Source organism: Desulfosarcina cetonica JCM 12296 (assembly GCF_001311845.1).
GTDB classification, from domain to species: domain Bacteria; phylum Desulfobacterota; class Desulfobacteria; order Desulfobacterales; family Desulfosarcinaceae; genus Desulfosarcina; species Desulfosarcina cetonica.
This window is the reverse complement of record NZ_BBCC01000118.1, coordinates 1-19,708: the sequence shown is the minus strand read 5'-3', so window position 1 is coordinate 19,708 and position 19,708 is coordinate 1. Positions and strand designations below refer to the sequence as shown.

16 protein-coding genes and 5 pseudogenes are annotated in these 19,708 nt (G+C 47.5%); 6 read left to right on the top strand and 15 right to left on the bottom strand.

Annotation, left to right across the window (positions count from 1 at the left end; all coding sequences use genetic code 11):
• From JCM12296_RS22225 to JCM12296_RS51520, 13 genes and pseudogenes are all read right to left on the bottom strand, one after another.
• The coding region (locus JCM12296_RS22225) for a hypothetical protein (RefSeq protein WP_157067816.1) at window positions 1-808 on the bottom strand (808 nt) is incomplete at its 3' end.
• Between the two features lie 14 nt (window positions 809-822).
• Window positions 823-1,266, bottom strand: coding sequence for a flagellar export protein FliJ (gene fliJ, locus JCM12296_RS22220; protein ID WP_054698190.1), 444 nt, complete (start codon window positions 1,264-1,266; stop codon window positions 823-825).
• A 282-nt stretch (window positions 1,267-1,548) separates the two neighbouring features.
• Window positions 1,549-2,733: pseudogene (locus tag JCM12296_RS22215) on the bottom strand (hypothetical protein); the annotation flags it as partial.
• A gap of 140 nt (window positions 2,734-2,873) precedes the next feature.
• A complete protein-coding gene (locus JCM12296_RS22210; RefSeq protein ID WP_054698187.1) occupies window positions 2,874-3,359 on the bottom strand; it encodes a FliH/SctL family protein in 486 nt (161 codons plus the stop codon).
• A gap of 224 nt (window positions 3,360-3,583) precedes the next feature.
• Window positions 3,584-4,552, bottom strand: coding sequence for a flagellar motor switch protein FliG (gene fliG, locus JCM12296_RS22205; RefSeq protein WP_054698184.1), 969 nt, complete (start codon window positions 4,550-4,552; stop codon window positions 3,584-3,586).
• Between the two features lie 77 nt (window positions 4,553-4,629).
• The gene (gene fliF, locus JCM12296_RS22200) at window positions 4,630-6,231 is read right to left on the bottom strand and encodes a flagellar basal-body MS-ring/collar protein FliF (protein ID WP_054698181.1); all 1,602 of its coding nucleotides are present in this window, start codon (window positions 6,229-6,231) and stop codon (window positions 4,630-4,632) included.
• Between the two features lie 100 nt (window positions 6,232-6,331).
• Complete coding sequence (gene fliE, locus JCM12296_RS22195; protein WP_054698178.1) at window positions 6,332-6,637, bottom strand: flagellar hook-basal body complex protein FliE; 306 nt, start codon at window positions 6,635-6,637, stop codon at window positions 6,332-6,334.
• Window positions 6,637-7,035: a flagellar basal body rod protein FlgC gene (flgC, locus tag JCM12296_RS22190; protein ID WP_246804742.1), complete on the bottom strand. Its 399-nt coding sequence runs from the start codon at window positions 7,033-7,035 to the stop codon at window positions 6,637-6,639. The genes fliE and flgC overlap by 1 nt, the downstream gene beginning before the upstream one ends.
• Window positions 6,981-7,100 (bottom strand): annotated as a pseudogene (locus JCM12296_RS51525) (flagellar basal body protein); the annotation flags it as partial. The pseudogene JCM12296_RS51525 and the gene flgC, both read right to left, overlap by 55 nt.
• Window positions 7,075-7,503, bottom strand: a complete 429-nt coding sequence (gene flgB / locus JCM12296_RS22185) for a flagellar basal body rod protein FlgB (RefSeq protein ID WP_054698175.1) — start codon at window positions 7,501-7,503, stop codon at window positions 7,075-7,077. The gene flgB and the pseudogene JCM12296_RS51525, both read right to left, overlap by 26 nt.
• A 160-nt stretch (window positions 7,504-7,663) precedes the next feature.
• A complete protein-coding gene (locus JCM12296_RS22180) occupies window positions 7,664-9,013 on the bottom strand; it encodes a sigma-54-dependent transcriptional regulator (RefSeq protein WP_054698172.1) in 1,350 nt (449 codons plus the stop codon).
• Between the two features lie 367 nt (window positions 9,014-9,380).
• The gene (locus JCM12296_RS45375) at window positions 9,381-9,599 is read right to left on the bottom strand and encodes a helix-turn-helix domain-containing protein (RefSeq protein ID WP_246804740.1); all 219 of its coding nucleotides are present in this window, start codon (window positions 9,597-9,599) and stop codon (window positions 9,381-9,383) included.
• Window positions 9,594-10,318 (bottom strand): annotated as a pseudogene (locus tag JCM12296_RS51520) (sigma 54-interacting transcriptional regulator); the annotation flags it as partial. The pseudogene JCM12296_RS51520 and the gene JCM12296_RS45375, both read right to left, overlap by 6 nt.
• A 764-nt stretch (window positions 10,319-11,082) precedes the next feature.
• Here JCM12296_RS51520 and JCM12296_RS22165 point away from each other — a divergent pair.
• From JCM12296_RS22165 to flaF, 3 genes are all read left to right on the top strand, one after another.
• Window positions 11,083-11,943, top strand: a complete 861-nt coding sequence (locus JCM12296_RS22165; protein ID WP_218188227.1) for a flagellin — start codon at window positions 11,083-11,085, stop codon at window positions 11,941-11,943.
• 294 nt (window positions 11,944-12,237) lie between these two features.
• Window positions 12,238-12,627 carry a flagellar biosynthesis repressor FlbT gene (locus tag JCM12296_RS22160; RefSeq protein WP_054698193.1) on the top strand — a complete coding sequence of 130 codons (390 nt, stop codon included), beginning with the start codon at window positions 12,238-12,240 and terminating at the stop codon, window positions 12,625-12,627.
• Window positions 12,617-12,988 carry a flagellar biosynthesis regulator FlaF gene (gene flaF, locus JCM12296_RS22155; RefSeq protein WP_213182014.1) on the top strand — a complete coding sequence of 124 codons (372 nt, stop codon included), beginning with the start codon at window positions 12,617-12,619 and terminating at the stop codon, window positions 12,986-12,988. The genes JCM12296_RS22160 and flaF overlap by 11 nt, the downstream gene beginning before the upstream one ends.
• A gap of 82 nt (window positions 12,989-13,070) precedes the next feature.
• Here the strand turns inward: flaF and JCM12296_RS22150 are convergent, their stop codons facing one another.
• Window positions 13,071-15,578, bottom strand: a complete 2,508-nt coding sequence (locus tag JCM12296_RS22150) for a 6-hydroxymethylpterin diphosphokinase MptE-like protein (RefSeq protein ID WP_172684033.1) — start codon at window positions 15,576-15,578, stop codon at window positions 13,071-13,073.
• 141 nt (window positions 15,579-15,719) lie between these two features.
• Here JCM12296_RS22150 and JCM12296_RS22145 point away from each other — a divergent pair, with 141 nt between their 5' ends.
• Both JCM12296_RS22145 and JCM12296_RS45365 read left to right on the top strand, forming a co-directional pair.
• Window positions 15,720-16,931, top strand: a complete 1,212-nt coding sequence (locus tag JCM12296_RS22145) for an acylneuraminate cytidylyltransferase (RefSeq protein ID WP_054698155.1) — start codon at window positions 15,720-15,722, stop codon at window positions 16,929-16,931.
• 1 nt (window position 16,932) lies between these two features.
• Window positions 16,933-17,807: pseudogene (locus tag JCM12296_RS45365) on the top strand (N-acetylneuraminate synthase family protein).
• A gap of 195 nt (window positions 17,808-18,002) precedes the next feature.
• On the opposite strand, the gene JCM12296_RS22135 reads toward JCM12296_RS45365, so the two are convergent.
• Window positions 18,003-18,950 carry a UDP-glucuronic acid decarboxylase family protein gene (locus JCM12296_RS22135; protein WP_054698152.1) on the bottom strand — a complete coding sequence of 316 codons (948 nt, stop codon included), beginning with the start codon at window positions 18,948-18,950 and terminating at the stop codon, window positions 18,003-18,005.
• A 546-nt stretch (window positions 18,951-19,496) separates the two neighbouring features.
• On the opposite strand from JCM12296_RS22135, the pseudogene JCM12296_RS36855 reads away from it, so the two are divergent.
• Window positions 19,497-19,708: pseudogene (locus tag JCM12296_RS36855) on the top strand (IS1 family transposase); the annotation flags it as partial.

Here is a 19,708-nt window from a genome sequence, read left to right as displayed (position 1 = left end):
CGCCGCCACCGGCTGGCGAACCTCGGGCCGCCTCGCGGGGGGCCTCATCCTTTGATGCAAAACGAACTTGTTGTTCAGGATTCGTTTCAGCCTTTGTTGACGCTACTGGCGGGCGAATTTCGTTTTGCCCGTCATTGCCGGTATCATCCAATACAGATTCCGGATTGATTATTTTTTTGGAGCTTGTCCGTGTCTCTGTTCGACCCAATGAATGTCGATTTGTGAAGTCGTCAGAAATCTTGAAGGTGGTTTGATCGCCTACCGTTGGCGTTTCGGATGCCGCCGGTTGAGAAGATTCACTGCGGGCCATTAGCTGCATCGTGGAAAGTTCGTCCGGTAGTGTTTCCTCGCGGGCGTTGCCGAAGACGGTCGTCTTTTTAGAAGTTTGCGCTGTCTTCTCTGGTAAATTAATGTTCGGTATCTTTTGCGAGGTCGTTTCCTCAAGGGCGGATAATAACGCGACACCCGTTTCGATTTGTTCTGCATCCGCGGCGACGTTATTTTTTTTCATGTCTTCGGGCAACACCGTTAACCCCAGATCTTCTGTGAGCGACCCTTTTGTCTCCCGGCCCATATTCTCCGGAAACGCCCTTCCTACCCGAGCGGCCAACGATTCATCTTCAGCAGAAGCGTCAATATGGCTTGAAAGATATTGAGAAATAATCCCCATGAAATCAGTTCGATTGGTACGGCTACCATTTTCGAGGATTTCTGACAAACGACCGGCGACACCGGAGTGGGTGTTCGGTGCGTTGGATGGTGTCAGTTGCGCGGCCAAAGATTGAAGCAGATTTCCCGGTTCCATCATTCATGCCTTCCGTGTCACTTCAGGTTTTTCCTGGCATATTGGTTGATAGCGATCTCGTTGATGAAATTGGTTTCGCTTCGCGACACCGTCTGGTTATAACGCTCCAGCCCCCGCTCTTTTAACTTTTCCAGAATTTGACGTTTTTTCATGGCCTCGAGGACTCCGTCTTGCTTCTTCGCGATCAGCGCCTCGATCTTTTTAATCGTCGCCTGCTGATTTATCATTCTTTCGGACAACCGTTCCAGATAGGTATGATAAGCGACTACAAAATCACTGGAAAGTCCTTTGGTTTGCTCATCTTTTAGTTCCGCAATCGTTTGCATCTCTTTATTTCTCATCTGTTCCAATACTTTTTTCGCCGCTTGGGCCTGTTGACGAATTTCAGCAAGCTCTTTCTTAAGGTTGTCTTCAAGAAATTGTCGGTGGTCGAGAACCACTTGTAGTTTGAATGTATACATGGTTAACCCGTCCTAAAGGCCTTAACCGGTTATGACTGTGGTGAGTTAATCTCCCGCCTTAACCTTACTCAGCCACAAAGCAGTATTCATGCCATTTTTACCCGCGCTTTTTACCTTGTTTTTATTGACTATTTTCAATATGGCGATAATTGATTCTAAATTTAAAGGCGGCAACAATTTCCGCCGGCGGCGTTTTTTGCCCTTGTCTATGGGACTGCGACAAATAATCGCTACACCTTGCCGTCGGGGATCATTGTTTTGACATCAATGAGGAGATTTTTATTCATGCAAGGATGCGAGGGCGTTGACACTTTCCTCAAAGGAAGCGGCTTCATGTACATCTTGCCTTAAATATTGTTTAATCGGATCGATCATGCGGATGGCCAGATCGATTTTTGGATTACTGCCAGACGCGTAGGCCCCGATATTGATCAAATCTTCAGCCTTACGATACGTCGCCATAATCTCTTTCACGCAACCGGCATGGTGTTTGTGATCCAAATCGGTAATGTCGGCCATCACCCGGCTGACACTGCGGAGAACATCAATGGCAGGATAATGGTTTTGGTTGGCGAGATCCCGGGTAAGAACGATATGACCGTCAAGAATCGAACGCACGGCGTCGGCAATGGGTTCGTTCATGTCATCGCCTTCCACTAAAACCGTATAGAGGCCGGTGATGGTTCCACGCCCGGACGATGTTCCTGCACGTTCAAGCAACTTCGGTAGCATGGCAAATACGGAAGGCGTATAGCCTTTGGTTGTCGGCGGCTCACCCAGGGAAAGCCCGATTTCGCGTTGTGCCATGCAAGCCGGGTGACGGAATCCATCATCAGATTGACATGTGCCCCCTGGTCCCTGAAGTATTCGGCAATGGCCGTGGCAATGAAACCGCCCCGCAGCCGAACCAGAGGCAAATGGTCAGAGGTGGCGACAACCACGACGGATCGCTTCAGCCCCTCTTCACCCAAATCTTTTTGGATGAACTCGTTCAATTCCCTACCCCGCTCACCGATGAGGGCAATCACATTGACTTCCGCGGATGTTCTTCGGGCGATCATGCCCAAGAGGACACTTTTGCCGACACCCGAACCGGCGAAGATCCCCATGCGTTGACCACATCCAATGGTCAGCAGCCCGTTGATGGCACGCACACCCAGGTCCAACGGTTTTGAAATTCGGTTTCTAAGCAGCGGGTTCATCGGATTGGCATAGACCGGATAACGATCGTCAATCGGAATCGGGCCTTTACCGTCAATGGGGTTGCCAAGCCCGTCGATGATTCTGCCGAGCATCGCTTTCCCAACGCCAACCTGGGCTTTTTCCTTGCGGGCGACGACTTTGCATCCGGGTCCAAGGCTGCGAATATCCTCAAGCGGCATCAATAGGACAGAATTTTCTCTGAAACCTAGTACTTCGGCACTGACAGAACCCGCGCGACCTTCCGCGTGAATGTCACAGACGCATCCGATCTGCGAAGCCGGCCCGCTGGCTTCAATGACCATGCCGACGATCTTCTGAATCCGTCCACCCGCTCGGATTAACGCGGCTGTTTCGATAAGATCTTTAAATTTATCAGTGCTAAATGAAGCAAACATGCCAATCCATCAGTCTTGGGTTGCAGGGTTGGTCAATTGTTCGGTTAAAAGACTTTCAATAATTTTAAGCTGCTGATCGATCCTTGCGTCAATATCCCCGAGTTGGGTCTCGATCACACAGCCGCCTTTTTGGATGGCCCCATCCGGTTGAATTCGTAATGTGACGTCCCCATCATCAGCTTCAACCAATTCCGCTTTGACGGATTCGACCGTTTCAATGTCTTCAGGATGCAACCGCAAAATCAAATGACGCGGATCGGCGACCTTCTCCAACGCTTGTTTAATGACATGTTGAATCACATGGGCCGCCTCACATTCCCTGCCGATAACTTTCTTTGCAATGAAGAGCGCCAGACGAACGGTTTCCATTTCCATGCGCTGGATATTTTGTTGATGGGCCTGAATCATGGACCGAACAGCCGTGTTGAAAGCCGAAACAGCCGTTTCGACTTTTTTCTTGTAAGACGGCGCCCGTTTCAGAGCGGCCTTGTTCAAGGCCCTTGGCGAATGCCTCTTCAACCATCAAGGAAGCATCCGGCGTTTCCCGGGAAGCACTTTGAGACAAATGCCCGAAATCATTATTCTGCCGGGGTGCGCCGCTGACAAAGGAGGCGTGGCTGTTCCCGGCCATCGCTTTTTTTTCGATACCGGATGGGATTTCAGGGAAGTAATATAGCGTACTCGACGCACCCCCAGAAATCGGGTCGTTTTTAGGTAGTTCAGCCAACAAATTCCTCCCCTCCTCTGCCGCTAATCACCAACTCGCCCTTACGTTCCATATCCTGGACAATCTTGGTGATTTTCTGTTGTGCATCGGTGACATCTTTAATGCGCACAGCTCCAGAGACCTCCATCTCCTCCTTAAGGATTTCCGCCGCCCGCTCCGACATGTTCCGGAAAATCTTCTCTTTTACTTCATCTGTCGCCGCTTTCAGAGCAACCGCCAATTCGGCGGATTCGACGGAACGAAGCACCTTTTGCAAACCACGGTCGTCCACAAGCACCAAGTCATCGAAAACAAACATGTTCTGCCGGATTTTTTCGGATAGTTCCGGATCGTTCTCTTCGATTTCTTCAATAATCTGCTCCGCCGCCGTGCCATCAATCATATTCAGGATCTCTGCCAGCCGAGGAACGCCGCCCGCTTTTTGGGTATTCGAGGTTTCCTTGTTGGCTAGGATCTCTTCGAAGACGTTGTCGATCTCTTCCAACATGCCCGAGGCGATTTTATCAAGGTTTGCAATGCGGTATGCCACGTCCGCTTTCAGGTTGTCAGCCAAAAGCGCCATCACTTCACTGGCAACTTGCGGTTCAAGGTGGGCGACGACCAGGGAAATCGTCTGGGGATGTTCATTTTGGATCAACTGAATCAATATCTCGGGTGGAATGGATTGAATCGCTTTCAGCTTTTTTTCTCGACGCTCATCCATACCTTCTGCGTCGGTTTCTGACGGCTCGGAAGACTTCTTATTCTCGATTTGTTTGGGGGGCGCCGCCTTCTCAAGAAACTCACGAGCGACACTTTCAACCAAGGCGGGCGAAATCTCTCCCAGCTTTGATTGCAGCTTGAAGACAAGGTTTTTCTCGGACTTGTTGAGCTGATCGATCAAGGGCGAAATGGCATCCCAACCCATGGCGTGGACGAGGATAGCGGCTTTCAGTGATCCGATTAGGTTTCTGGGGTCCATATCAGCGATATTTTCTTTTTATTTGCATATCCATTATGAACGATGCTTGGAAATTCAATCCATCACAACCGGTGAACTCATGTCTCCTTCAACCACTCCTTCATCAACCGGGTCGATCCAGACTGGTTTTCCTTAATGACATGCTCCAATTGCCGCGTATAACTGTTTTCTCTATCGGATTCGGCATAACGCCGCTCAAGCTCTTTGATCGTTTGAGGAAGCTGCTCAAGCATCTGAATCTCTTCAATCGGTGTCGATGTCAGCCATCTGGCAAGCGGTTTAATGACGATCATATAAGAAAGCAGGAAGAATAAAGCGGCCGCCGTATATTTAAGCAGCGTTTGATGCTGCTTGATGACATCCAGCCAATCCATGGTTTCGGATGCGGCCGTCACTTCTGGAATCATTTCGACTTCGAACGGAATATTAGCGACTTCGATCTTATCTCCCCTATCGGCATCATAGTCAACGGCGCTTTTGACAATATTTTCCAGCTTGGTCATTTCATCGGGCGTCCTGGGGACATATTGTGCTGTCCCACCTTCGGCGCCCTCTTCCGCCGCTTTGTACGTCCCATCCACGATTACGGCAACGCTCAATCGCTGGACACTACCCACGGGCATGATCTGATGACTGACCAGCTTGCCGACTTCATAGTTTTTCGTGAACTGCTGTTTTTGGTTGTTTTTTGACCCACCGGCACCATTCGTTCCCGTATTGCCGGGAACCACATTGGATTGCAGCCCGGGGACCCCAGCCGCCGTCGCACCGGCGCCACCGACCAGGGATGTGGAAGACTGTTCGCTACGAACCACTGAATTGTCGGGCAGGTACAATTCTTCGGTCTTTTCTTGCTGAACAAAATTCAGCAGACACGAAACCCTGACGATGGCTTTATCCTGCCCCAACACGCTTTCCAGCATGGTCCTGATCCGGTTTTCCAGGAGGCGTTCTTTCTTTTCCTGAAAAGCGAGTTGATTCGATGTGATCTGGCTGACGGGAGACGATTCCTTAAATCCAGCCAGCATTTTACCACTGCTATCGACGATGGTCACGTCTTCCGGCTTCAATCGCGACACGCTAGAGGAAACAAGGTGGACGATACCCTGAATCTGTTCCTTGCTCAGGTATTTTCCGCGCCTGAGCTTCACAATCACGGAGGCTGTAGCCGGTTCCTCATCCTCGATAAACAGTGACTTTTTAGGCATGACAATGTGAATTCTTGAACTTTCGACCTCGGCCAGGGTATTGATGGTCCGGCTGAGCTCTCCTTGAAGTGCCCGCTGGTAATTTACATTCTGTACGAACTCGGTCATCCCCAGTTTGGTCTCGTCAAAGACTTCGAATCCGATGCCATTCCCGCGCGGCAACCCTTCGGCCGCCATGTCAAGACGGGTTTCATAGATTTTGTCGTATGGGATCAAAACCCCAGTGCCATCCATGCTGAGTTTATAGGGGATTTGTCGCTCACGCAGTCGGGCGACGACCTGGGCTGCATCTTCCGGGGCCAAATGATTATATAATGGTTGCAGATCACCGGTCTCGGACCAGTTCAGAAGATAGGCAAACCCCGCAATGGTACCGCCCACCAGAATGACCATGGCCACCAATTTTCCAGTGGAGAGCCCTTTTAGGGCCAAGCGTATTTGTTGCGGTAAACCGGAAAAGGAAAACGCCATCGGTGCTCCTCAAATCGTATTCGAACAGGTTGAGAAATCGGATTTAGCCGATCTCACGCTTTGGCAAACAGCGCCGCGATGAATGATGATTCCCGGGATCTTAAATGGACATTTTGCGGATCTCGTCATAAGCGGAAATCAGCTTATTGCGAATCTGCATCACCAGTTCAAATGAGATCTCGGCTTTCTTCATGGCGATCATGGTATTATGAATGTCCGGATTCCGGCCCGTGGTTAAATTCTCAATTGCCTGATCGGCATCCAGCATCTGTTGATTGGTATCCTTGAGCATTTGTTTGACATAGCTGCTAAAGGATGTGGACGAAACAGCATTCGTTTGCTCCGAGGATGACGGCTCCAGTTGGGGCAGAATGCTCTGCAAACTCGAAATGCTCAGATCGTTCATCAGCTTTTTCCAATCTCCAGTGCGGCACTGGCCATGTCTTTGGTGTTGCGAACAGCGGTGGCGTTGGCTTCAAAGCTCCGACTGGCCGAAATCATGTTCACCATCTCTTCGACGATGTTGACATTGGGCAAACGGATATATCCATTTTCATCGGCGTCCGGATGGCCGGGATCGTACTTTTCAATGAATGGCTTTTGGTCCTCGATGATATTGGCGACCTGAACGCCGCCTTCGGGCGCACTGGTTTGTTCGTCGAGAACCGTTTGAAAGCATCCCTCTGGATGGTTTGAAAAATGGCATCTTTGCGTTTGTAGGGTTCTCCCGTTTCGGTTCGGGTGGTATTGATATTGGCCATGTTGCTTGAAATGAGATTCATCCTGAGACGCTGAGCAGTCAATCCGGTAGCACTGATGTCCAGGCTGTCGATAAAAGTCATCTTAGTTGGTTCCTCCGGTAATGGCATTTTTCATTGACTTGAATTTATCCCCGGCGATCTGCGCGGAGGTTTTGTAAAGAAGGCTGTTTTTGGCCAATTGCGTCATCTCGACATCAATATCGACACGGTTTTGGTCCCCTCGGAACAAAAGTGCGTTTTCCTCCGCGAAAGTGGTATCGATTTCTGAATCTACCGCTATCGAATCACCGGACAAATGGTTTTCATCCGTACGAACCAGCATGGATGACGTTGGATCGGATACGCCTTCCTGAAGGGCACGTTCGACGTTCATGGAAAAGGGAGTATAGTTGGGGGTATCGGCATTGGCCACATTGCTCAGTATCATCTCATGCTGTCGCGCCCGCAAGTCCAACGAGCGTTCCAAGGTAGCAATGGTTCCCCCAAACAAATTAATGGGCTGTTGATCCATGAAGACCTCCTTGATTGATGCTATTGCCAATACAGCAAATTATGTACCATCGAAACGGATGATCCGCCTCCCATGAAGATCGTCGGAAATGAACACTTCAACTGAGAGACAATATTTCTTTCGGAAAGTACTACCGATTATCCACAGCAGGCTCCAACAATCAGATCTTCCCTTCCATTTCAGTGCGGTATTCATTCAACTTGTTGCGCAGTGTTCGGATGCTGATGCCCAACATTTTGGCTGCATGGGTTCGGTTGTCCTGCACCGCATTCAGTGTGTTGTAAATCAATTCTTTCTCCATGTTCCGCACGGTCATCCCAACTTCGAGGCGCGGTCGGTGAGGCAAAACTTCCGGTTCACTCTCCAGGCGTAGGTGTTCGGGTAACAATTCATTTCCGCTTCCGATCAGGACCCCGCGTTCAATGGTATTTTCAAGCTCACGCACATTTCCGGGCCATGCCTGATCGATTAAGTAGTTCATGGTATCGTCAGAAACACGGGTCATCGTTGTCCGATTGATCCGGCTGAAACGCTCGAAAAAATAATTGGCCAAGAGTGGAATGTCGTTTTTACGTTCTCGCAGGGGCGGAATCGTCAAAGGAATGACGCTGAGCCGAAAATAGAGATCTTCGCGAAATACCTTGTTGGCCACCGCATGTTTCAGATTTCGGTTACTGATCGCAACGAAGCGGGCATCCACTGGAACGGGCCGATTGCTTCCCAACCGCACAACCTCTCGTTCCTGAATCGCACGCAACAATTTGGCTTGAAGCGGCAGAGCCATTTCGGTGATCTCATCTAAAACCAAGGTTCCCCTTCCGGCATCTTCAAGCTTGCCGATTTTCTTCGAAATTGCACCGGTGAACGCACCCTTTTCATGGCCAAAGAGTTCGCTTTCAGCAAGTTGTTCCGGCAACGCAGCACAGTTAATGGCAATATAGGGCGAGTCGGCCCGCAAACTGTTGGCATGAATATAGGCGGCCAATAATTCTTTGCCAGTGCCACTTTCTCCGGTGATAAGAACCGTTGCCGTGCTCGGTGCCACCTTCTTGGCAATTTCGATAACCTGCAGAAGCGATTTATCTTGCGTTATCAATTGCTTGCTTTTGTGGCTGGATGGCGGAGACGCGGTCATGGAGCTAACAGACTGAATTGCCTTTTTGAAAGCGGTTTCGATCAGATCCGCATCAAAAGGATCGATCACGAAGTCCGAAGCGCCGGCCTGCATGGAACGGAGAACATCATGCGGTGTGCAGTTTGATGACCCGATCAGGACATATGGCTGGGGAACGCCGTGTTTGATTTTCTCGATCAGCCCCATCCTGTCACTATTCTCCGGCACCAAATCGAGAAAGACAATCGGATGACAATGACTGCCCTGGAGTTCAAGCACGTGTTTAGCATCTGAACAAAACACTGCCCGAAGCATTTCATTTCCGTCAAAATAGCGCCGCAAATGATTGCGCAAAGCAAAATCGTTGACCAATAGCAAGACTGAAATCATTTCCATGTCATCTATTGAATAAACCCGTAAGGTGGGGTCGCCATCTGCTTCTCCAACCCATAAAATTTAGCACTTCATTCACATCCGCCATCTCCCGATGAGTGAATACCTGGAATGAAAATGCAATTTAATTGCCAGGGAAAGCGATCGGAAGGATTATCTTCAACGACCGCTATCCACCTGTTTTATCGTACGATTTTATATATGGGGCAGAGCGGAGGGTCTGATGGGAAGCGATAAATCGGGAGAAAATGGTATCTGCAGGAGATTTATGTCATTGAATTGACAGCGCCACTTGAAAAATGCGGGTGTGCGTCCGGCCTTTCTCTTCACGGATTCGTCGAAATGGTGACGCGTTATATGTTATCAACTTTCATGCACATTTCTCAAGTTCATAACGCTTGATTTTTTCAACAAGGGTCGTCCGCTTGACATGCAGCAATTGGGCAGCTTTATTCTTGACCCATTTCGTCTTTTCCAAAGATTGATAAATGAGCCGTTTCTCAAATTCACTGACGGCTGTATTGAGACAGATTCCATCCCCGGATATTTCCGGAGCAACAAAGGGATGCAGTGGCGCGTTATTGCGCATCTTCGGCGGAAGGTCACCGACATCAATTTGGCCATCCCCCTTGATCACGACGAGACGTTCCATTAAGTTGGCCAATTCTCTTACATTTCCAGGCCAGCTGTGCTGCATTAGGGATTGAAGCGCTGCATCGGAAATCGATTCGACGGCGGTCTTCTTTTTTTTGTTGAGTTTATCAATGAAATGCGAAACGAAATAGGGAAGGTCCGTGATACGCTCCCTTAGTGCCGGAAGTTTGATCGGAATCACATAGAGTCGGTAAAAAAGGTCTTCCCGGAAATTGCCTTTCTGAACCTCTTCTTCTAAATCACGATGGGTTGCGGCGATAATCCTGACATTGACTGTGATGGTTCGACAACCGCCGACCGGTTCAAATTTTTGTTCTTCCAACACCTTTAAAATTTTTACCTGGAGATCATGCTCATATCGCCGATTTCATCCAGAAAGATCGTCCCCTCATTGGCGGCTTCAAACTTTCCGATTTTATTGGCGGTGGCACCGGTGAACGCCCCTTTGATGTGCCCGAACAGCTCGCTTTCCAATAAATTTTCAGGGATCGCTCCGCAATTGATCGAAACAAACGGCTGATCTCTTCGATAGGATTGTTTGTGGATGGCGTGGGCAATCATCCCTTTGCCGGTACCGGTTTCACCATTTATTAATATGGTACTGTCGCTATCGGCGACGCGTTCGACCAATCGGAAAACATCTTGCATTGTCGTACTTTGACCAACGATTCCCTTAAAAGGGGCGTTATCGTTAGCACATTGCGCCGATGCACCAGCGTTTTCATCCATATCGTCTTTGTTTATTGGATATGATTGCACGGGAGACCTCCTCCATTGATTTCTACGATTCAGGGGACGTCAGTATTGATAGCAATTTTTTTGCCGTTTTTTTGACAATGTGTCGGTTTATTGATGGTATCGTCCAGAATTAAAAACTTACCTCTATATATTGCGGCATACTATAGGCGACACCTAACGCGTTGTGTCTATGAAAATTAACGCCTGGTTCAGCTCGCGTGCGAAGGGGACCCGTTATCAATACTTTGTAATTTTATATGTGCACTTTATTTGCATTTTGCAAATTTTTCTGTAATGGATGAAACAGCGACAGACACCCACCCCGTTAGCGCCATTGAATTTGACCTAAACCACATGTTTTTATCAAATAAAATATCCTGTTGGGAAGCATATGGGTGCCGACATGCGACGGGCCATCCGATTATACGATCACGCCCAATCAAATCTTTTGCATTTTGCACAATTTTGCATAATGCAAATTTGAATGAACTTAAAATAGAAATTACCGTAGGATGACCATCCCTTAATTTTTTCTAAAGTAATCTTCCCCATGATCGATATTAGGGTTGTAACGCGAACACTATGGAAAGGATGCTGAAATCAAATTCAGCAACAAAGCGTTAACAAAGTTTTCCCATCGGCAAGAACGCCGGAAACAACCCTAGAAAAGGAGCACCACAATGTCTATCGCACTTACCTCGGGAATGCGTCAGAACCTCATCTCTCTACAAAACGTGAATACGTTGATGGAGACCACCCAAAAACGTCTTTCCACCGGCAAGAAGGTCAACTCGGCACTGGATGATCCGGTCAATTTTTTCAAGGCAAAGGATCACTCCAATCGCGCCAGCGACCTCGCTGCCAAAAAGGACGGAATGGGTGAGGCCATCAAGATCATCGAAACCGGAAACTCCGGCATCGAGGCCATGGAAAACCTGCTCAATCAGATGAAGTCGCTGGCCTCGGCAGCCAAAACATCTGACAATGTAGGCGACCTGCAGACACAATACAATACCCTTCTGGGACAGGTCGCCAGCTTGGCCAAGGACTCCAACTACGGCGGTCAGAACTTGACCTTTCGAGAAACCGCTGCATCGACAAGCACCAACAAACTGGTCGTTGAACTGAACGAATATGCCGCCTCAAACACAACACAAGGCAGCTCCCTGAACGTACAAGGGTTCAGCGTCTCAAGAGCTAGCGCCGCCACTGATTCGAATCTACAACTTTACGGAAGTGCCGGCAGCACTGTAACCGTTAGTGTTGTGTATGTCACCGGAGCGGCTGCGAACGCCTTTTCCACCACCACCAACGTTGACAAAGCTATTGAAAGTATTGACAAGTTCATCAGCCAACTCAGGACCGAGGCGCAGAAACTTTCTTCCAGCCTGTCTACCATCGAGATTCGATCCGACTTCACCAATGAGATGATGAACACGCTCAACACCGGTGCGGATAACCTGACGTTGGCCGACATGAATGAAGAAGGTGCCAACATGCTCATGTTGCAGACCCGGCAAAATCTGGGGACACTTCACTGAGCCTGGCATCTCAGGCGGCCCAAGCCGTGCTGCAGCTGTTCTAAGCAACGTCCAAAATTGACATCCTTTCCATGCATAAAATTGGGCAAGCGGAATCTCCGTCTTGCCCAATTTCTTTAATGGCGCGAATAGAACAGATCGCCCCCCCTGCTACATTTCTGGTATTTAACTTGCATATACCGATCGATACTTGCAAAATATGGATATGGAGCGATCCACCTCTCAGGATCATCCCAGTTGTCAGCTTGCCTAAAAATCTATAAAGGTATTTTATTCCAGGCGGTTTTGAAAAATATGGGGCTTAAGATTACATTAAAACCAGGAGAACGGATGATTATCGATGGCGCGGTGATTACCAACGCCGGGCCAAAGTGTCATTTTATTGTCGAAAACAATGTCCCGATCCTTCGCGAAAAAGACATTCTAAGTACCGAGAAGGCAACGACGCCCGCAAAACGGATCTACTTTGCTATTCAATTGATGTACATCGATAATGGCAATTTAGCAGTGCATCATAATGCATATTGGGATTTGGTCCGGGATTTTCTTGAAGCCGCTCCGCGCTCAATCGCCATTATCGATAAGATAAGCAATGAGATTCTTCAAGGAAATTACTACCCTGCCATGAAAACCTGTAAGAAACTGATCGCTTATGAAGAGGAGGTCATTTCTCGTGTTCAATAATGCCTTGAATGCCTATAAATCGGTTGAGCAAAAGACACTGACCGGAAGAGAAGCCGAAGCCAGGGTTTTAACACAAGCCGCGCAGAAACTGCGAGCCTGCCAAAAGCAATGGGAAGATGGAAACCACAAAGTCATTTTGGATGATGCGTTGAAATACAATCAGCGCATCTGGACCATTTTACAGGTAGAATTGGCCAAACCGGATAACCCCCTGCCCGACCATATCAAGCGCGATTTGCTCTTGCTCAGTGGTTTTATCGATAAACGCATTTTTGATACCATGGCTTCTCCACGTCCGGAAAAGCTCGATGTCATAATTAAAATCAATGAAAATATTGCAGCGGGATTACGGGGCAGCTAAATTCTTTTCACTGAAAACAAAAAAGCCGTATTCCACTTAGAATACGGCTTCCTTGTTTACTTTTTATGATGAAGGATAACGTCTATCCCGTTTCCTGAATTGCTTTAACCCTTTCGATTTTGTTGGTAAGCGCTAATTTCAACGGATCGATTTTCAAGGCTTGCTTATAGTTCCACATGGCGCTTCGATAATCCTTCTGCATCATGCGAATATCGCCGATCTGCTCACGGATCGTTGCCCGGTTCTCAATAAAATCCTGATACATGCCTTCAAGGACGCCGATCCCCTTCTCCAGCTCTTTTTCTTTCACATACGCTTTCACTTGGTTCAACCGTTCCGGCATGGCTGTTTGCGTCTCAGTTCCGATTCGCTCGACCTTCCATTGAACAATGCTTTGTCGATCAAGTTTATACATCTTTTCTTTCAACTCGATGCCTTGTGAATCATGGGGACGAAGCGTCATGTATTCAGCCAACAGCCTTCGTGTCGAGTGAAAATTATTCAGTCCCCATTCCTTTTTTATCTCTGAAAAAATAGCATATAGGTCATCGGCTAAAGACTGTTTCAGCCGTTTGATTTCTGGCAAAACGCCAAACATAGAACCGGCTTTTGTAAGTAATCGCTGGGCAGACAACCACAGCTTGGAATCTATCAATATCTGGATGAGTTCAACGTAAGGTGATAATTGATACGGTTCTTTTTCGATGCAGTTCATATATTCTCGATACACCCGCCATAATTCCCCCTGGCGATGATAACACATCGCCAATCGAGAATCGGCACTCCGCCCCGCGGCTTGCCGTTGTTCGCCTTTCTTCAGCGTTGACACCTCTTTTAAATAAAGAATCAGACCTTCAATCTGTTGAATTTGAAAATCGAAGCCTCGTTCGATGACGTCATATTGCCTGACCAATAGATCGACCTGATCCTTTGACGCGTCTTTTTTCATCATCAATTGGCGTGCTCGATACACCTCACGCAGTCTGAAAATCTCTTCTGCGTCATCAAGAACGAGTTCCATGTTCATGCTCGTGTAGACAAAGTTTTGCTTCTCAAAAGCGTGAAATTCTTTTTCTGCGTTTCGGTAAAAATTGGCATCCAGATTTCCGCCGCCACAGGCTTGTGCTGTGTGGATCGCCTCGGAAAGCTTTCCTCGATTTTTCCTACACGAGTCACGTGCCCCCTTCAGAAGTTGGCAGAGGATATTCAATTCCGAAGCGGCCCGTGTTTCGTCGGCGGCACACGTCCAATCGACGCTATCCAAGATGCTATTCACGTTTACCGCTTCCGCGACTTCCGTATCGATCACTTCAACCATGTTCTTTATCGTAGTTCCTGGAATGTATGCCCCCTTGATACTCGTGTTGATAAATTGCGTGGCATGCTGGCGGGTGATTTGTTCAATAACTAGTTTATCCCCAATAAATTGTATAGCGGTTGACAATTCGCACCCATTGTTTCCGTAGATGGAAAAGGGGCTTTCTTGAACCGAGTCAAAGAATACCGAGCCAAATGAATGGTTCTTGCCATCGACATATCCAAGGTCCATGCCCACCATAATAATGGGATCCGCGCCCATGGCCAAAGCTGCATGTAAGGATAGGTGAGACACGGAAGACATCTGCGGGATACAGCTTTGCAGGTCTAATTGGGGGGCCAGCCAAAAAGACATCAGCTTGCTGAAAGATGATACGGCAACCCGCTTGGGACTCAGAAAAAACCGGATATTGTCCGGGTTTGACTCTAAACCGAATATCAAAACGGTTTCACGCAAATCGTCAACATATGGCTTCAACTTGTGGATATTTGTCTGAAATATATCGACGGTAACGATGACGTGGGGGGTTATGCCGGAATTCATGAGTGCGTTTACTGCGGAATCGCAAGCAATGATCAGCGCTCGATATTGTATTTGCTTCAATTCATCGATCGCTTCGTCGAGTGAAGGACCGGCAGAGACACAGATTGCCGGAACCCCCTTGAATTTTCCTCGCAAGCGACGCATGGGGATTCCGGCAAAAAGACTGGGGAGGTTTGTTATGGTGTTGCTGTACATCCGTTTGCCATGCTCTCGAATGGTGAACCACTGATTTATTACTTCCGAAAGTCGTTCTTTCAGCTCGTTCAAAAGCGATTCAACCGCCTTTTCAAAGACAACATTATACATAGGATGAACGATGATTGGGTTTTTACCTAATGAGATCGTATGTCTAAACTGATTAATGATATCGGCGATCCTGATGTCCTCTCCGACAAATAGATCTATTCTCGGATTTTTTAATAACTCATCCAGGTCGATACATGCCATGGCATCCAGGAAAACCTGAATGGAAGGTTCAATGACAATCATTCGCGGGCTACCGATTTCCTGTTTGAACGCTTCCATAGGAAGATATCCGAGGCCCAAGCCGATGAGGAAAATCGTGTCAAAGGGTTCGAATTTCCACCCCTCAATAAAATTACGCACCATTTCCACCGGATTTTCACTGCCGTAAAACAGAAGTTTGGATTTTTTAATGCGCTCTTCCAATGGCAATTCGCCACCGGTACTCGCCTCAGCTTTGCGGGATCTATCGGCGGCGTCTACCAACTGCCATATTTCCGTGGATCTCTTTTTCAGAAATGTTAAATTTCTGGCGAATAGGCTTTCATCCTTGCATTTTTTTATTTTTTTCATCATTTAACCATAATATTTTGTAAAAAGTTGGCGAACTCACAGGGCGGTAATCGCATGCAACACAACGACGTGAATTTTAATAAGAACGGTATCGAGGCCTTGGCGATAATTCCTGCTAGAGGACAGTCCAAGGGAATTATAAAAAAAAACCTTCAATATGTGAACGGAAAGCCACTCATCGCTTACGCAATTGAAGCTGCGCGCCAGGCGCAATACATCAATCGCGTTGTTGTATCCACCGACGATGTTGAAATTGCTGCTGTAGCGAAACGCCATGGTGCGTCAGTTGTCATGAGACCTTCTGATATCAGCGGCGATATGGCCAGTTCCGAATTGGCATTGCTGCATGTACTGGATCATTTAGAAGCAACCGAGAGCTACAAACCGCTGATTTTAGCCTTTCTGCAGTGTACCTCTCCGCTCACATTGCCCCGTGATATTGATGGCACCATTGAAAAAATGGTTGATGAGCAAGCTGATTCAGCGCTGGCCGTTGTCCCTTTCCACTATTTTCTTTGGAATCATAACGAAGATGGCACCGCCGGAGGTATCAACCATGACAAAAACATGCGTTTAATGCGGCAACAAAGAAAGAACCAATTTCTGGAGGCGGGGGCTGTTTATGCCATGATGGTCGATGGCTTTCATAAGCACAAGCACCGTTTTTTTGGTAAAACCGTACTTTATCAAATGCCTATTGATCGCTGCTTTGAAATCGATGAGTGGGTTGACTTAAAAATTGCAGCCGTACTCATGCGTGAACGACAGGATGAGATGATACTATCTGTATTGCCCGATGCATTGGAAGCGGTTGTCTTTGATTTTGACGGTGTTTTTACTGATAACCGTGTTAGAATTGACCAAAACGGGATAGAATCGGTCACATGCAGTCGTGGCGATGGAATGGGAATCGCCCGATTAAAAAACAAAGACATCACACTACTGGTTCTGTCAACCGAAAAAAATCCTGTTGTGGAAGCTCGCTGCAACAAGCTGGGCATCACTTTTCGACAAGGACTTGAGGATAAAAAACAATCCCTTATAAAGTGGTCCGAGGAAAACAAGATTGATCTTGCGAATACCATTTTTGTAGGGAATGATATAAATGATGCAGAATGTTTACAGACTGTAGGCTGCAGCGTTGTGGTCAATGATGCCCACCCAGGTGTCAAATCCATGGCACAAATCGTTCTCAACGCACCTGGAGGTCATGGCGCCATTCGTGAGCTTGCCGATTTAATTGAAAGAAAAGGAAAGGTCGCTTAACGTGGCACAACTCGTAAAAATCGGTCAGACGTTGATTGGAGAAAACCAACCTACATATGTTATTGGCGAAATTGGCATAAACCATAATGGTGACATTGAAATTGCCAAAAAACTGATTGATGTCGCTGCATTATCCGGGTGCAATGCCGTTAAATTCCAAAAGCGGACCCCCGAACTGTGTGTCCCGGAGGCTCAAAAAAATCTGATGCGAGAAACACCCTGGGGAATCATGACCTACATGGATTATCGTTACCGGGTGGAATTCGGTGAGGCCGAATACGCCGAAATTGACAAATACTGCAAACAAAAGGGGGTTACCTGGTTTGCATCCTGCTGGGATGAACCATCAGTAGATTTTATCGAAAAGTTTGATCCGGCCTGTTATAAAATTGCGTCCGCTGCCGTCACCAACGATTCATTGATTCGCTATCATGTTGAAAAAGGGCGCCCATCATCCTTTCCACCGGTATGTCGGCAATGGAAGAAATTAAACGCGCTTTTGGATGGCTGTCCCCAGTCAATAGACTTATTGCCCATTGTACTAGCGCGTACCCGTGTAAACCAGAAGAGTTAAATCTGAGAATGATTAGAACGCTATCATCGGAATTCAATTGCCCGGTTGGTTATTCAGGGCATGAAGTCGGATTGCAGACGACGTTGGCAGCAGTTGTTCTGGGTGCATCTTTTATTGAACGCCACATCACCCTTGACAGAGCCATGTGGGGAAGCGATCAGGCCGCATCCGTCGAACCGCCGGGATTGATGCGGCTTGTCCGTGATATCCGCGTTATCGAGCAGGCCTTGGGGGATGGGCAAAAAAAAGTGTATGATTCAGAGAAAGGAATGATTAAGCGTCTGCGTAACATCTCCGAATAAAGACACCGGCGACTCAACATTTCATTGGGTACTCAACGGCCGGAGGGAAAGGGTAAAAACATTAGCGGGGATGCGAGGCTTCCTTCGGGAGGGGGCCGGGCATATAGGTCACCATCGCAGGATCGGATTCGTTAATGGAATCGGAGGGGACGAAATCCTTTCGCGTATCGAATCCGTATAACCACATAGCGTTTTCTACTTGGAAATTTCTCTGAAATAGTCGATCGTGCGCATCAACCCCTCTTCCAGTGGGACTTTCGGTTTCCATTGCAATGCTTCGCCGGCCAGAGTGATATCGGGCTGACGTTGCATAGGATCGTCTTGGGGCAGTGGCTTGAAAACGATTTTCGATTTAGCACCAATCAGGCGGATGACCATTTCGGCAAGTTCCAAAATCGAAAACTCAGTTGGATTTCCCAGGTTCACCGGACCGGTAAAATTATCCGGACTTTCCATCAGACGTAGAAATCCGTCGATCATGTCATCCACGTAACAAAAAGAGCGGGTCTGCCGGCCTTCCCCATAGACGGTGATGGGTTCGTCCCGGAGGGCCTGCATGATAAAATTGGAGACCACCCGACCATCGTTGGGGTGCATCCGGGGCCCATAGGTATTGAAAATCCGCGCCACCTTGATTTTCAAGTGGTGCTGTCGATGGTAATCGAAAAAGAGAGTTTCGGCGCATCGTTTTCCCTCGTCATAACAGGCTCGGATACCGAGTGGATTGACATGTCCCCAGTAATCTTCCGTTTGCGGATGCACTGTTGGATCGCCATACACTTCACTAGTGGAGGCCTGAAGGACCCTGGCTTTGACACGTTTCGCCAAACCTAAAACATTGATGGCACCATGGACACTGGTTTTAGTGGTTTGCACGGGATCGAACTGATAATGAATCGGTGATGCTGGGCATGCCAGATTGTAGATTTCATCCACTTCGACGTATAGCGGAAATGTAACGTCATGCCGCATTAATTCAAAGCAGGGATGTCCTAATAGCTTTCGAATATTCTCTTTCGTTCCGGTGTAGAAATTATCGACACAAAGTACATCATGGCCCTCGGCAAGAAGTCGGTCACATAAATGCGATCCAAGAAATCCAGCCCCACCTGTCACCAATGTTCGTTTCCAGTTATGTTGCATGTATCCGTGCTCCGTTAATGAAGCGCTGAAGTGGCGCTGAATATAGAAACAGATGTATAAGCAATGGACTAATGATAATGAAAGAAATAGTTCATGGCAAAATAGCGTCTCCATCATAGCGCAGAATTCAAGGTCTTACTATCTGCACTGTCCGAGACAATGATTCTTTCTAAACTATCCAGTGAGCATGGCGAGCATTATACTCAGATCATCCGCTGGAAACATAAATGAATTGCCAATACTCCGGATCTGCTCGGTAAAATCAAGAAAAAGAACTGAACCACGAAGCCGATATGAGAGGAGCTCCACCGCCAGATCGGCAGGCTCAAGGTTGGCACCGGTTCAGTTGAATAGGTGCTGTAAATGGAAGAAAATACATAAGGTTGCCGGACAGTAGTAAATAAAAATGTACGAATGTACGGTAGTCTACCCCAACCACGATCAAAAGGAGTAGATTATGCTTTTATTTACATGCAAATGTCCCAATTGTTCGTCTGAACAATATCCGGAATGACTATGTATACAGCACAATTTCTAACGGTTATAAGAAAATGTTCCGTGTATAGAAGAAAAACAAATAGATATGCAAAATCAGAAACCGGTCTTCAACGTGTGTTGAACGTTTATTGGGTTGTCCATAACTTCCTCAGAGTTCACTTTACAATGAAAGAAGTTCCTGCTGTCAGTTTAGGAGTAATAGAATGCGAGACTACTCCGGAATCGCTTTTCAGTGCGCAATACATACAACTAACCAAAAT

What these genes read in the sequence shown, in the direction of transcription:
- fliJ (WP_054698190.1), bottom strand. Translation starts at nt 1,266, where the DNA reads ATGTATACATTCAAACTACAAGTGGTTCTCGACCACCGACAATTTCTT.
- fliG (WP_054698184.1), bottom strand. Translation starts at nt 4,552, where the DNA reads ATGGACCCCAGAAACCTAATCGGATCACTGAAAGCCGCTATCCTCGTC.
- fliF (WP_054698181.1), bottom strand. Translation starts at nt 6,231, where the DNA reads ATGGCGTTTTCCTTTTCCGGTTTACCGCAACAAATACGCTTGGCCCTA.
- fliE (WP_054698178.1), bottom strand. Translation starts at nt 6,637, where the DNA reads ATGAACGATCTGAGCATTTCGAGTTTGCAGAGCATTCTGCCCCAACTG.
- flgB (WP_054698175.1), bottom strand. Translation starts at nt 7,503, where the DNA reads ATGGATCAACAGCCCATTAATTTGTTTGGGGGAACCATTGCTACCTTG.
- JCM12296_RS22180 (WP_054698172.1), bottom strand. Translation starts at nt 9,013, where the DNA reads ATGGAAATGATTTCAGTCTTGCTATTGGTCAACGATTTTGCTTTGCGC.
- JCM12296_RS45375 (WP_246804740.1), bottom strand. Translation starts at nt 9,599, where the DNA reads ATGCGCAATAACGCGCCACTGCATCCCTTTGTTGCTCCGGAAATATCC.
- JCM12296_RS22165 (WP_218188227.1), top strand. Translation starts at nt 11,083, where the DNA reads ATGTCTATCGCACTTACCTCGGGAATGCGTCAGAACCTCATCTCTCTA.
- JCM12296_RS22160 (WP_054698193.1), top strand. Translation starts at nt 12,238, where the DNA reads ATGGGGCTTAAGATTACATTAAAACCAGGAGAACGGATGATTATCGAT.
- JCM12296_RS22145 (WP_054698155.1), top strand. Translation starts at nt 15,720, where the DNA reads ATGCAACACAACGACGTGAATTTTAATAAGAACGGTATCGAGGCCTTG.
- JCM12296_RS22135 (WP_054698152.1), bottom strand. Translation starts at nt 18,950, where the DNA reads ATGCAACATAACTGGAAACGAACATTGGTGACAGGTGGGGCTGGATTT.